General features: G+C 67.2%; 12 protein-coding genes. 7 read left to right on the top strand and 5 right to left on the bottom strand.

Annotated elements, in window-relative coordinates:
* Positions 1-310 precede the first annotated feature (310 nt).
* The gene (locus ACPXCG_RS00915) at positions 311-1,084 is read left to right on the top strand and encodes a hypothetical protein (protein WP_425788222.1); all 774 of its coding nucleotides are present in this window, start codon (positions 311-313) and stop codon (positions 1,082-1,084) included.
* A gap of 11 nt (positions 1,085-1,095) precedes the next feature.
* Positions 1,096-2,694, top strand: coding sequence for a DNA polymerase Y family protein (locus tag ACPXCG_RS00910; RefSeq protein WP_425788220.1), 1,599 nt, complete (start codon positions 1,096-1,098; stop codon positions 2,692-2,694).
* A gap of 7 nt (positions 2,695-2,701) precedes the next feature.
* Here ACPXCG_RS00910 and ACPXCG_RS00905 read toward each other — a convergent pair whose 3' ends face one another.
* The 3 genes from ACPXCG_RS00905 to ACPXCG_RS00895 all read right to left on the bottom strand — a co-directional run bounded on the left by ACPXCG_RS00905 (position 2,702) and on the right by ACPXCG_RS00895 (position 6,467).
* On the bottom strand, positions 2,702-3,778 hold the full coding sequence (locus ACPXCG_RS00905) for an alanine racemase (protein WP_425788218.1): 1,077 nt from the start codon (positions 3,776-3,778) through the stop codon (positions 2,702-2,704).
* The gene (locus ACPXCG_RS00900; RefSeq protein WP_425788216.1) at positions 3,775-5,715 is read right to left on the bottom strand and encodes an SDR family oxidoreductase; all 1,941 of its coding nucleotides are present in this window, start codon (positions 5,713-5,715) and stop codon (positions 3,775-3,777) included. The genes ACPXCG_RS00905 and ACPXCG_RS00900 overlap by 4 nt, the downstream gene beginning before the upstream one ends.
* Before the next feature lie 176 nt (positions 5,716-5,891).
* Positions 5,892-6,467, bottom strand: a complete 576-nt coding sequence (locus tag ACPXCG_RS00895) for a TetR/AcrR family transcriptional regulator (RefSeq protein ID WP_425788214.1) — start codon at positions 6,465-6,467, stop codon at positions 5,892-5,894.
* 81 nt (positions 6,468-6,548) lie between these two features.
* Between ACPXCG_RS00895 and ACPXCG_RS00890 the strand changes: the two genes are divergently transcribed.
* The 5 genes from ACPXCG_RS00890 to ACPXCG_RS00870 all read left to right on the top strand — a co-directional run bounded on the left by ACPXCG_RS00890 (position 6,549) and on the right by ACPXCG_RS00870 (position 11,547).
* Positions 6,549-6,920, top strand: a complete 372-nt coding sequence (locus ACPXCG_RS00890; protein WP_425788213.1) for a DUF4267 domain-containing protein — start codon at positions 6,549-6,551, stop codon at positions 6,918-6,920.
* Between the two features lie 106 nt (positions 6,921-7,026).
* The gene (locus tag ACPXCG_RS00885; RefSeq protein ID WP_425790409.1) at positions 7,027-7,458 is read left to right on the top strand and encodes a cupin domain-containing protein; all 432 of its coding nucleotides are present in this window, start codon (positions 7,027-7,029) and stop codon (positions 7,456-7,458) included.
* Positions 7,451-7,972, top strand: coding sequence for a GNAT family N-acetyltransferase (locus tag ACPXCG_RS00880; RefSeq protein WP_425788211.1), 522 nt, complete (start codon positions 7,451-7,453; stop codon positions 7,970-7,972). Before ACPXCG_RS00885 ends, ACPXCG_RS00880 begins: the two co-directional genes overlap by 8 nt.
* A 56-nt stretch (positions 7,973-8,028) precedes the next feature.
* Positions 8,029-11,301: an error-prone DNA polymerase gene (locus ACPXCG_RS00875; RefSeq protein ID WP_425788209.1), complete on the top strand. Its 3,273-nt coding sequence runs from the start codon at positions 8,029-8,031 to the stop codon at positions 11,299-11,301.
* A gap of 15 nt (positions 11,302-11,316) precedes the next feature.
* Positions 11,317-11,547 carry a DUF167 domain-containing protein gene (locus ACPXCG_RS00870; protein WP_164308403.1) on the top strand — a complete coding sequence of 77 codons (231 nt, stop codon included), beginning with the start codon at positions 11,317-11,319 and terminating at the stop codon, positions 11,545-11,547.
* A gap of 39 nt (positions 11,548-11,586) precedes the next feature.
* Here ACPXCG_RS00870 and ACPXCG_RS00865 read toward each other — a convergent pair whose 3' ends face one another.
* Positions 11,587-12,051 carry a tRNA (cytidine(34)-2'-O)-methyltransferase gene (locus ACPXCG_RS00865; protein ID WP_425788207.1) on the bottom strand — a complete coding sequence of 155 codons (465 nt, stop codon included), beginning with the start codon at positions 12,049-12,051 and terminating at the stop codon, positions 11,587-11,589.
* A 2-nt stretch (positions 12,052-12,053) separates the two neighbouring features.
* Positions 12,054-13,064 (bottom strand): serine/threonine dehydratase, encoded by a 1,011-nt coding sequence (locus tag ACPXCG_RS00860; RefSeq protein WP_425788205.1) that lies wholly within the window; start codon positions 13,062-13,064, stop codon positions 12,054-12,056.
* Positions 13,065-13,106 lie beyond the last annotated feature (42 nt).

Raw genomic sequence — 13,106 nt, 5'->3', positions numbered from 1 at the left:
ACCCCCCCCTGTGCGCCCCCCCCCCCGCGCCCCCCCCCCCCCCCCCCGCCGGGTCCCCGACACCCCCCCCCCCTTCCCCCCGTCGCGGATGACGGAAACCGTCGCGGCTGCGGGGCGGGTCTGCGGATGTGCGGGTCTGCGGGTCTGCGGATGTGCGGGGTGCGGGGTGCGGTGTGGTTGGGGTGTGGTGCGGGCCGCGTTGACGGTTGTCGGTGGGTCGTCCTAGGATGAAATCGAATCGAAAACATGTTCGAACAGCATGCATCTTCCCTGCGCGCTGATTGCGGAAAGTCGCAGTTCAGGAGGGTGTATGGGTACGTCTGCGGGTGTTGTCACAGCGGGGGCGGTTGGCCACGATCTGGACCGTCTCCGACGCCAGATCGCGGTGATGTCGGGGCGCCCCGATCACCACTCTGTCGAGGTTGCCGACCGATCGGCCGGGGTGTTGCCGGTGCCGGGGGCGCTGGCGGATCTGCTGCCCCGGCGTGGCCTGGTCCGGGGGAGCGTGGTCACGATCTCCGGTGCCCGGTCGATCCTGTTGTCGGTGATCGCATCGGTGAGCGGGTCGGGTTGCCAGGTGGGGATCGTGGGTCTGCCCCAACTCAACTACGGGGCAGTCGCGGAACTCGGCGGCGATCTGTCGCGGATCGCCACGGTGCCGAATCCGGGGGTCGACCCGATCGAGGTGGCGGGGGTGCTGCTCGACGGGATGGATCTCGTGGTGCTGGGACTGGGTGACGTCGCGGTGCCGCCATCCCGGACACGGGTGGTGATGGGTCGGGTCCGCAAACAGTTGTCGACATTGATCACCGCCGGCGGAACATGGCCGGGGGCGCAGCTCCGTCTGGACGCGGAGGTGGTGACCTACCGGCATCTGCCCGGCAGTCTCGGTTCGATCGATCTCGCCACGGCCCGGGCGGGATATGGCCGGATCGGCGGGATGTCTCTGCAGGTGTCCGTCACCGATCGGGGGCATCAACGGGAGACCGGTGAGATCGATGTGGTGGCAGGAGGTTTCGGTGCCACCGGGCAGGTGGATCTGGTGCCGTCGCCGACGCGTCCGAGTCTTGCGGTGGCCAACTGATGGCGGCGCCGATGACCTCACCGGTCGCCTCCGGTGGCCGTGTCCTCGCCCTGTGGTGTCCGGACTGGCCCGCGACGGCCGCGGCGATGGCCGACGACCTCCCGCCACAACATCCGATCGCGGTGCTGCACGCCAACCGGGTGATCGCCTGTTCGGCGCCGGCACGCAGCGTCGGTGTGCGGCGCGGGATGCGCAAACGTCAGGCGCAGTCGGCCTGTCCGGAGATGACCGTCGTCACCACCGACGATCACCGCGACGGCAGGTTCTTCGAGCCGGTGGTCGCAGTGGTGGCCGACCTGGTGCCGGTCGTCGAGGTGCTGCGTCCGGGACTCCTGGTGGTGCCCTCGTCCAATGCCACCCGATATTTCGGTGGTGAGGACGTCCTGGCCGAGAAGCTGATCGATGCGGTGGCGGCATCCGGTGTCGAGGCACATGTGGGGGTGGCCGACGAGTTGTTCACCGCCGTGCTGGCAGCGCGGCACGGCGCTCACGTCGAGCCGGGTGGTGATGCCGTCTATCTGGCCGGCCGGCCGGTTGCCGACCTCGCTGTCGAACCCAGCCTGAGTGATCCGACCAGGACAGAGTTGGTCGATCTGCTCCGCCGCCTGGGGATCTCGACGATCGGTGCCTTTGCCGAGCTGCCGGCCGGCGACGTCGCGACCCGCTTCTCCGCCGATGCCATGACCGCGCACCGACTGGCCAACGCCGTTCCCGGCCGGCCGCCGTCGGGGCAGATCTCCCCGGTCGATCTGGTGATCGAGCATCGCTGCGATCCACCGATCGACCGTGTCGATGCGGCGGCATTCCTCGGCCGTCGGCTGGCCGATGCGCTGGCACGACGGTTGGCTGCGGCATCAGTGGCCTGCACACGACTCACCGTGGAAGCGGTCACCGAACGGGGGCAACGTCATTCCCGGACCTGGAGGTGCGCTCAGCCGCTGACCCCGGAGGCCACCGCGGACCGGATTCGCTGGCAGCTCGAGGGGTGGCTGACCGGTGGCCGGGCCGGTGCGGAGGGTCGGCCGGATGCGCCGATCGATGTGCTGCGGCTCGAACCGGTCGAGGTGGTCGCTGCCGGAGCGCTGCAGTACTCGTTGAACGGCAACGGGTTACCCGAAGATCCGGAGGTCGACGAGCGGGCCCGTCGATCCCTGGTCCGGGTACAGGGGCTGCTCGGTGGTGATGCCGTGCAACTTCCGATCCGGAGTGGCGGACGTGGTCCTGGCGACCGGATCACGATGGTCTCCCTCGGGGACGAACGGGTCCCGGCGCGCAATCCCGATGCCCCGTGGCCGGGTCGGTTGCCGCAACCGACCCCAGCGGTGTTGCTGGACACCCCGATCCAGATGCTCGACCTGACCGGGAGTCCGGTGGAGGTGACCGCCCGGGGGTGTTTCTCCACCGAACCCACCACGATTCGGATGGAACGTCGCGGTCGGGCACGAGGCGGCGCCTGGGAACTGCGCTGGTGGGCCGGTCCCTGGCCCACCGGCATCGACACGGACACGGGTGGGATCACTGCCCGGGCACAGGTCCTGCTCGACGACTCGCGTGCGCTGCTGCTGAGTTATCGGGCGGAGAAGTGGGTGGTCGAGGGGGTCTACGAGTGATCGGTGATCACGAGTTGGCGCCGCGGGCGATGACCGGCCACCCGGTCGTCGTCCCGTCGGGCGTCTCGGCGATCAATTCGTCGACCAGGTTGACGGCGGTACACACGTGATTGGGGATCACCCGCAACCGGTCACCCAGGGCGGGTATCGCGGCAGGGGCGGTGTCCGACGGGAATTCGATCACCGCATGGTGTTCCGAGAGCGACGTGATGGTCGCGTCGGGTGCGTCGAGCAGGCGTCCGAACCCCGACGTCCACGGCGGACGGTCGGCGCCGAGGACCTTGCTGCCCGCATCCACCACGACTCGCTCACCGGTTCGGTGCACCACGGTGGTGACGGCGCACAGTGCGACATCTGCGAAACCGCACGATCCGAGTTCCACCTGCTGCGCGTCGTTGAACGGGTAGACGCCCGGTCGGATCTCGGTCAGCACCCCTGGCTCGGCGAACTCGATCGTGGGGGTGGATCCGCCGCTGCGTACCACGGGCTCGATGCCGCTGTCCCGCAGTCGTTCGGCGGCCACCGACAGTGCGGTCACCTCCTGCTGTGCGGCCCGGTGTCGTGCATCGCCGGGGCCGTATCCGTGGCCGGGGAAGGTGAACACACCGACCACCCGGAGGCCCGCATCGGCTGCTGCGGAGGCGATCATGCCGGACTCCCCGGGGTCCGCGCCGGTTCGGTGCTGCCCGGAGTCGACCTCCACCACGACGTCGGCGTCGGCATCGCCGATCTCCGCGGCGAGTTGTCGTGCGCCGTCCGCGGAGTCGACCGCCAGGCGAAGTCGGGCATGTTCGGCGAGGGCACGCAGACGGGGGCCTTTGTCGCCGGACACCCAGAGCGGATAGGCGATGAACAGATCCGCGCGGTCCGGTGTGGTCGCGGCGAAGCCCTCAGCCTCACCGATGGTGGCGACCGTCAGCCCGACCGCGCCTGCCGCCAGCTGCCGTCGAGCGATCTCGGCGCACTTGTGGGTCTTCGCGTGTGGCCGCAGGTCGATGCCGGCAGCCCGTGCGCGTTCGGCGACTGCACCGATGTTGCGGTCGAGCCGCGCGACGTCCACCGAGAGGAACGGTGTGTCGGTCACGCGCTGCCGTCATCATCAGAGTTCGACTTGCCCAGTGCGGCAGCCGATTCACCGAAGGCTAGATACTCCTGGTGGAGGATTCGTGTGGTCAGCCCCGGAGCGAACCGGTGGCCGATCTCGGCCAGGGTGCCCACCGCCGAACCCACGCGACGCGGTCGGTCCAGGATGCCGTGCAGCACCCGGGACGCCGCCTTGTCCACACCCCACACGCCTGCCTGGTTCTCGTATGCCTCCGTGGGCGCGATCATCCGTGTACGCACGAGCGGGAGCCGTACGTTGGTGAACGTGACGTGGTCGGAGAGGCTCTCGGTACTCGTCACATCGCTGAAGGCCTCGAGAGCGGCCTTCGACGCGGCGTAGGCACCGAACCGGGCGGCACGGGACTGCACGGCGATCGAGGTCACGTTCACGATGTGGCCTGCCTGACGCTCCACCATGTGCGGGAGCAGACCCAGCACGAGGTTGACCGCGCCGAAGTAGTTCACTGCCATCAGTCGCTGATAGTCGTGCAACCGGTCGGTCGAATTGATGGTCGCCCGCCGGATCGACCGTCCGGCGTTGTTGACCAGGATGTCGACGTGATCATGCTCGGCGAGAAGAGTTTTGACCAACCCGGCGACCGATTCTTCGTCGGTGATGTCGCACTGGTAGGGATGCACCCGGCCGGGTGGCACGCCGTCCTTGCTCGCGGTCGCCGAGAGTTCGGCCGCCGCGGCATCGAGGCCGTCGGCGTCACGGGCGACGATGAACACGGTCGCCCCCCGTGCCACACACATCCGTGCGGTGGCCTTGCCGATCCCGCTGGAGCCGCCCGTGATCAGGATGTTCTTGCCGACCAGCGGTCCACGCGAATCGTGGTGACGGTGCCGGGCGGGGTCGAGGTGCGCGGCCCAGTACTTCCAGAGGCGGGGGCCGTAGTCGTCGAGGTCCGGCAACATGATCCCACGCTCACGGAGCACGGCGACAGTGTCGTCGGATCGGAAATCGACGGTCAGTGACACGGTGTCGAGGAGTGCGGGCGGGATGCCCTGCTGGGTGGCGAGGAGATCCCGACCGACCCGTAGTGGTCCGGTGCCGGCCAGCGTGAGCAGTGGCTCGACGATCCCGTTGGGAATCACGTTGCGGCCTTGTGGCCCATGGAATCCGGGAGCGATCGCGTTGTACATCCCGGTGATCGTGCGGCGTCGGGGATCGGCGAGGTGATAGACCATCCCACTGCGCTCCGGTTCGACGGTGCAGAGAGCGACGATCGAGCCGGCCACGTAGTCGACGGGAACGATGTTGGTGTTGCCTAGATCTGGCATCGGGAGGGGAAGTCCGGACGGCAGATGACCGAGCATCGCGAGGTGCCCGAAGAAGTAGTACGGGCCGTCCACCTTGTCCATCTCGCCGGTGCGTGAATCGCCGACGACGATCGACGGTCGGTAGACACGCCACCGAAGCCCCTCGCGGTCGCGGACGACTTTCTCGGCCTCGAATTTGGTGCGGTGATACGGCGACGGAAACCCTTGTCCGGCATCGAAATCCTCCTCGGTGAAGGTTCCGCGATGGTCACCGGCCACCGCGATCGAGGAGACGTGGTGCATCATCGCGCCCGCCGTGAGGGCGAAATCGGCCACGCGGGCCGTGCCCTCCACGTTCGCGGCCTGCTGGGCGTCGGCGTCGGCGGTCATGTCATAGATCGCGGCGAGGTGGATGACGTGGTCGATGTCGGGGAGATCCGCACTGTCGAGCGCGAGTCCGGGGGCGGTCACGTCACCGCTCACCGGTGTGACCTGTCCGGTGGCGTTCATGTCGGTGAGCGTCTGGCTGAACCTCGGCAGCGTCTGCGCGCGCACCAAGGCGTGGATACGGGCGTCGGGCTCGACGGTGAGGAGGCGTTCGATGACCCGGCGACCGATGAATCCGCTGCCACCGGTGATGAAGTATGTCGTCATGGCTGTGGTGTCCGATCTTCTAGAGCGTGACTTCGACCAGCGTGACTCGGTTCTTACTTGACGGTAAGGAGCCGATTTCTACCCAGGGTGACATTTACATTGACGAATGGCAACATTCGGTCGGCCGTGTGTCGGGACGTGGGCTCCCGGGGTCTGGCGGAGTCAGGACGCCGGATCTACGCCGGATCGAAGAGGCCTGCGAGTGCATCGACGCGCCTGCGCCGGTTGCCGGGGCTCAGTCGGTGGCCTTGGGTGAGGACCGACATCCCGTGTAGCGCGCTCCACAGCAGCTCTGCCCGGGTTCCGGCATCGCCGGTGTGATCGCCGCCGCCGACGGCGTCGACCAGGACGTCGAAGGCCTCCCGCAATTCGGCCGGCGTGGAGTCGTGTGCGAACTGCACGCCGAGCCGCATCGAGAACATCGCTTCGTAGGTGGCCGGGTTCTCGGCGGCGAAGGCCAGGTAGGCCTCGATGAACGCGCCGACCCGATCGGCAATGCCGGCGCCGTCCAGCGCCTCCCGCATGACCTGCGTGAAGTCGGTGAATCCGACGAGCGCGACCGCACTCACGATGCCGTCCCGTCCGTCCGGGAAGTGGCCGTAGAGCACGGGCGGGCTGTACTCGATCTCGTTGGCGAGGCGGCGAGTTGTCACCGCGGCCCAGCCCTCGCTGTCGGCGATGGTGCGGGCGCAGTCGACGATCCTGCGTTCGCGCTCCTGCTTGTCGCGTGCCTTGCGTTCTCGAACTCCCACACCGCGAGGGTATCACTGATAGATTTTGGTCCAGCAATAGTCTATCGTTGATAGAAATAGTTCACAAGGAAGGTCTACCTCATGCTCACGTCCTCGATCGGACTCGTCCTCGGCTGGATCGGCGCCCTCGGCATCATGGCGATCGGCGCGGCCTATCTGGCAAAGAACGAGAAGAATGCCGCCGGCTTCGGTCTTCCCGTCCTCCCTGCGGCGGATGCGCGCGGATGGTGGCAGGTGAAGGGGATTCGTGATGTCGCCACCGGCCTGATGGTGATCGTGTTCACGTTCGCGGCCCGCGATCAGCTCGCACTCCTCGTGCTCGTGCTCGCGCTGATTCCGCTGGGCGACATGGGGATCGTCCTGTCCAATGGAGGGGATCGGAAGACTGCGTTGGGTATCCACGGCGCGACGGCGCTGGCGATGATCGTGGCCGCAGTTCTGCTGTTCGTCTGACCGCCGGAATCGACAAGAGGGAGATGAAACGATGACCGACATCACCGAGCAGGAGCCAGAGGTGCGAAGGCCCGACGACGAGGTGGTGGGGACCGACCGCGCCTCCATGCACCTGCTGTTCGACGCCACCGATACGGAGGGTGCACTCAGCACGCTCGAGGTCCGACTGCAGGCGGGCGCCGATGGCGCGGCCCCGCACTTCCACACACGATCTTCGGAGATGTTCTACGTCGTCGACGGTGAGCTCAGGGTGATGACGGGCGATCGGATCGTCACCGTCGAGGCCGGGAACTCTGTGGTGGTGCCCAAGCTGATGCCGCATGCATTCGGTGCGACGCCGGATACCGCGGCACGTGTGTTGATCGTGCTCACGCCCGGCGTCGAGCGGTTCGAGTACTTCCGGCTGCTCGCCCGGATCCAGGCAGGCGAGGCGACGCTGGAAGAGCTTGCGGCAGTGCAGGATGAGTTCGACAACCACTTCGTCGACGCACCGCTCTGGTGGCAGGAACGGCACGTGTCGAGGCGCGACGATGGTTGAGTGCCGGATCGAGGTCGAGCGCGATGTCGCAGCGATCCGCGAGGTGGTCGGCGCGGCGTTCGGTCAACCGGACGAAGCGGATCTCGTCGAGGCGCTCCGGCGAGATCCGGCGGTCTGGATTCCGGGGCTGTCGGTGGTGGCCACCGATGCCGGCGGAGATGCCGTCGGGTACGTCCTGCTGACCCGCTGTCGAGTGGGCGGGTGCCAGGCGCTTGCGCTGGCCCCCTGCGCGGTGGCCCCGGAACGGCAGAGCCGTGGGGTCGGCACCGACGTCACCGCATATGTACTGGACGAGGCGCGTACGCGGACGGTCAACGAATCTCCGGTGGAGAATCTGGTGGTGGTTCTCGGCCATCCCGAGTTCTATTCGCGGTTCGGATTCCGCCCCGCATCCGACGTGGGGATCGCGGCGTCGTTCGAGGTTCCCGACGAGGCCTTGATGTATCTGGCTCTCGACCCGGATGAACCGATCCCGTCCGGAGTGATCGAGTATCCGGCCGCGTTCGGGGTCTGAGCGTGGGACGAGGTTCCACTCTGGATCATCGAACACATGTTCGATAGACTCGATGGGTGGGATGGGATCAGGGGCCACCGACGTGGTCGGAGATGGAGCGGGTGCTCTCCGGCCGCGCGCCGGGAAGCGGGCGGCCCGGGGAGGCCTTCGGCCCCGGCGACAATTCCGGGGACGGCAACGACAGCCCCGCATGGTCTCGGAAACGGGGTGCCTACCGTCCCGAGGGCGTGGAGCGAGGTCGATCGTCCGTCCGATATGCCGAACTCCACGCGCACAGCTCCTACAGTTTTCTCGACGGTGCCTCGATGCCGGAGGAGATGGTCGAGGAGGCGCAGCGTCTGGACCTGGAGGCCCTTGCCGTCACCGATCACGACGGCTTCTACGGGGTCGTTCGATTTGCCGAGGCGGCAAGGGAATTCGGCATGCCCACGGTGTTCGGTGCCGAGCTGTCCCTGGAGCCCGACGTCACGCGGACCGGTGTCCCGGACCCGCCGGGCGAACATCTGCTCGTCCTCGCCCGCGACAGCGAGGGGTATCGGCGACTGTCCCGGACCATCGCGGATGCGCACATGGTGGCGGGGGAGAAGGGATTGCTGCGCTATGACCGGGAACGACTGCCGGACGTGGGAGGTGGTCATTGGCTGGTCCTCACCGGGTGTCGTAAAGGGGCCGTCCGGCGGGCGCTCGAGCGGAGTGGACCCGGGGCTGCGCGGCTCGCGCTGACCGACCTGATGGACCGTTATGGCCGCGAGGATGTCGCGGTGGAACTCACCGCCCAGGGGCTGCCCGAAGACGACGAACGCAACGCGATCCTGGCCGGGCTGGCCACCGAACTCGGTCTGACGACGGTGGCGACCACCGGGGCGCACTTTGCCGGGCCACGACGCCGCAGGCTCGCGACGGCCGTCGCGGCGGTCCGGGCGAGGACGGACATCGAGACCATCGACGGTTGGCTGCCGGGTGTCGGTGGTGCACATCTGCGCAGCGGTGACGAGATGTCCCGGTTGCTCACCGGCCATCCGGACGCGATCGACAACACGGTCGGATTGGCTGCCGACTGCGCCTTCCGGCTGGGCCTGATCGCGCCCCAGTTGCCCCCGTTCGACGTCCCGGACGGACACACCGAGATCAGTTGGCTGCGGGAACAGACCATGGATGGTGCGCTGCGTCGCTATGGCACCCCGGGCACCCATCCACAAGCGTATCGGCAGATCGAGCACGAACTGGCCATCATCGAGACCCTCACCTTTCCCGGCTATTTCCTCGTGGTCGCCGACATCGTGAACTTCTGCAAGCGCAACGACATCCTGTGTCAGGGGCGTGGAAGCGCCGCCAACTCGGCAGTCTGTTACGCATTGGGCATCACCAACGTCGACCCGGTCGCGAACAAGCTCTTGTTCGAACGCTTCCTGTCGCCCGAACGGGACGGCCCACCCGACATCGATGTCGACATCGAATCCGATCGACGGGAAGAGGCGATCCAATACGTCTATCGACGTTATGGCCGTGACTACAGTGCACAGGTCGCCAATGTCATCACTTATCGTGGCAAATCCGCGGTCCGTGACATGGCGCGCGCACTCGGTTATGCCACCGGCCAGCAGGACGCATGGAGCAAGGCCCCCGACGAGGCGCCCGACGACGTCACCGATCTGGCAGGTGAGATCCTGGGAATGCCAAGGCATCTGGGTATCCACTCCGGAGGGATGGTGATCTGTGACCGGCCCATCGCCGACGTGTGCCCGACGGAGTGGGCGAGGATGGAGAACCGGAGCGTGTTGCAGTGGGACAAGGATGACTGCGCCGCAATAGGTCTCGTCAAGTTCGATCTCCTCGGGTTGGGTATGTTGTCGGCGCTGCACTACGCCATCGATCTGGTGGCCGAACACAAGGGCATCGAGGTGGACCTGGCCACCTTGGACCTGACCGAGCCGGCCGTCTACGACATGCTGTGCCGGGCCGACTCGGTAGGTGTGTTCCAGGTGGAGTCGCGCGCGCAGATGGCCACCTTGCCTCGGCTGAAGCCGCGAACGTTCTATGACCTGGTGGTCGAGGTGGCTCTCATCCGCCCCGGACCGATTCAGGGTGGCTCGGTGCATCCCTACATCCGGCGCCGCAACGGGACGGAGAAGCCGACGGTGGAACATCCGTCGATGCGCAAGGCGCTCGATCGCACACTGGGAGTGCCGCTGTTCCAGGAGCAATTGATGCAACTCGCGGTCGATGTGGCCGGGTTCGATGCGGCGGAGGCCGACCAACTGCGCCGAGCGATGGGTTCCAAGCGGTCGCCCGAGCGGATGGAACGTCTGCGCAGGCGATTCTACGGAGGTATGGAGGAGGAGCACGGGATCACCGGCGAAATGGCCGATCGGATCTTCGAGAAGATGGCCGCGTTCGCGAATTTCGGTTTCCCGGAAAGTCATTCGCAGAGTTTTGCGTCCCTGGTCTTCTATTCGTCGTGGTTCAAGCTCCACCATCCGGCGGCATTCTGCGCGGCGTTGTTGCGGGCTCAGCCGATGGGGTTCTACTCGCCGCAGTCGCTGGTCGCGGATGCGCGCAGGCACGGTGTCGTCGTGCATCGTCCGGACATCAATCTGTCGCTTGCGCATGCGACGTTGGAGAACAAGGGGCTCGAGGTCCGTTTGGGGCTCGGCGGGATCAGGGGGCTCGGTGACGATGTCGCCGAGCGGATCGTCGAATGCCGTGACCTCGAGGGCGGCTATCGGGATGTGACAGATGTGTCCCGCCGTGCGGAGCTGACGGTGCATCAACTCGAGGGACTGGCGGGAGCAGGGGCGTTCGCCGGCTTCGGGATGAGTCGGCGGCAGGCCCTGTGGGAGGCGGGTGCCGCCGCGACGGTGCGATCGGATCAGCTGGCACTCGAGTCGTCCACACGGACACCGACCTTGCCGGGGCTGTCGGAGATCGAACTGGCCGCCACGGATGCCTGGGCGACGGGTATCACCCCGACGTCCTATCCGACCCAGTTCCTGCGGCCCCGCCTGGCAGCGTTGGGGGTGGTCCCGGCCGACGGGTTGCTGTCTGTCGCAGACGGATCACGGGTCACCGTGGCCGGCGCGGTGACCCATCGGCAGCGTCCGGCGACCGCATCGGGTGTGACGTTCATCAACCTCGAGGACGAAACGGGCATGGTGAACGTGGTCTGCTCGGTGGGGTTGTGGACTCGACATCGGAATCTGGCACACTCTGCATCAGCATTGCTGATCCGTGGCACCGTGCAGAATGCCGAGGGGGCGGTGACGGTGGTCGCGGAGCGTCTACAGCGCTTGGATCTCCGAGTTGGAACTCGTTCCAGGGATTGGCATTAGAGAGGGGCGGCGGCAATGCCGAGGCAGATCGTGGTGACGGTGAAGCCGAGTAGTCGCAAGGGGCCGCTGGTGGAGACCGGGCCGGACGGTTCGGTCACCGTCTTCGTCCGCGAACCGGCAGCCGAAGGACGGGCCAACAAGGCCGTCGCCGAGATTCTCGCCGATCATCTCGGTGTGCCCAAACGAAAGATCGCCCTCGTCGGCGGTGCGACGGCCCGCACCAAACGGTTCCGCATCGACAACTGACCACATCCACACCGATCACGGCGCCCGCCGACCAGACGGTCAGACCGCCCCGGTGAACCCGTTCTGCCGCCACGCCTCGTAGACGACGATGCTCGCGGCATTGGCGAGATTGTGTGACCGCCGCCCGGCCAACATGGGGATCCGGACCCGGTCGGTGACTTCCGGTCCGGCCAGCACGTCGTCGGGCAGCCCGGTCGGTTCCGGCCCGAACAGCAAGACATCGCCAGGTCGGTACTCGACATCGGTGTGGTAGCGGGACGCATGCGCGGTGAAGGCGAAGACCCGCTCGGGCTGGAGCGTCGTCCAGGCCGTCGCCAGGTCGGGATGCACTGTCACCGTGGCCATCTCGTGGTAGTCCAGGCCGGCGCGTTTCACCTGTGCGTCGGACATGCTGAACCCGAGTGGCTCGATGAGATGCAGTTCACAGCCGGTGTTGGCGGCGAGGCGGATCGCGTTCCCGGTATTGGGTGGGATGCACGGCTGGTAGAACATGATGCGGAACATGGTCAGGCCAGATTAGCGCCTCGGTGGCCGGCCGGATGCACGAGCCTTTGCCCGCCGACGTACCACGTGGTGTTCGCGCCGCACAGCACCACACATAACGTCGAATCCGGTTCCGGCCGAACGGCTCCGGTGAGCACCGCGGCGACCGCCGTGGCGGTGCCCGGCTCCACCAGGATGCGAAAGGCGTCCCACAGGTGACGACGCGCCGCGATCAGTTCCGGGTCCGACACCACCACGCTGGTCACCGCGCGACCGGCGATGGTCGACCAGCAGACGTCCCCGAGGCGGGTGGCGCCGAGTGAGTCGGCGGCGACACTGTCGAGTTCCACGGACACGGGGTGACCCGCCTCGAGCGCTTGATGCAGGCACGACGACCCGGCCGGCTCGGCGCCGACGATCCGGTCGCCCGGCCGCTGTACAGCTGTCAGTCCGCCGAGCAGTCCGCCGCCTCCGACACAGACGACGGTGGTGAGCGGACCGTCGATGTCGTCGGCGAGTTCGAGTCCGATGGTGCCGGCCCCGGCCACGATGTCGGGTTGGTCATAGGCGTGCAGCAGGAGGGCGCCGGATCGCTTCGCCATCTCGGCCGCGGCGTCGGCCGCGTGTTGGTAACGGTCGCCCACATGATGTACCTCCGCGCCGAGCGCGCGCAGGCTGTCGACCTTGACCTGAGGTGCAGTCTCCGGCACCACCACGGTGCACCTGGTGGCGGCGATACGGGCCGCCCACGCGGCGCCGATCGCGGCATTACCGCCGGACGCGACCAGGACCCCCGCGTCGTCGAGTAGTTCCTCGTCTCGTGCATGGCGCACGGCGTTGAGGCTTCCGCGGGGTTTGAAGCAACCACCCGCCTGGAGGTATTCGAGCTTGAACACCACGTCGACCGGGCCGTCGATGGTGTCGATCGATGTCCGGAGAACCGGCGTCCGGCGCAGCGAGCCGGCGATCCGCTCCCGGGCGGCGACGACATCGTCGAGGGTGACCGAAAACACCCGATCGGTAGATGGTTCCACGTCCATCCACGGTACCGATGGAGCGGATGGAACAATGGACCT

The sequence above is a fragment of the Gordonia sp. DT218 genome, assembly GCF_049847105.1.
Lineage (GTDB): Bacteria > Actinomycetota > Actinomycetes > Mycobacteriales > Mycobacteriaceae > Gordonia.
The sequence above is the reverse complement of the archived record's forward strand: the minus strand, read 5'-3'. Positions and strand labels throughout refer to the sequence as shown.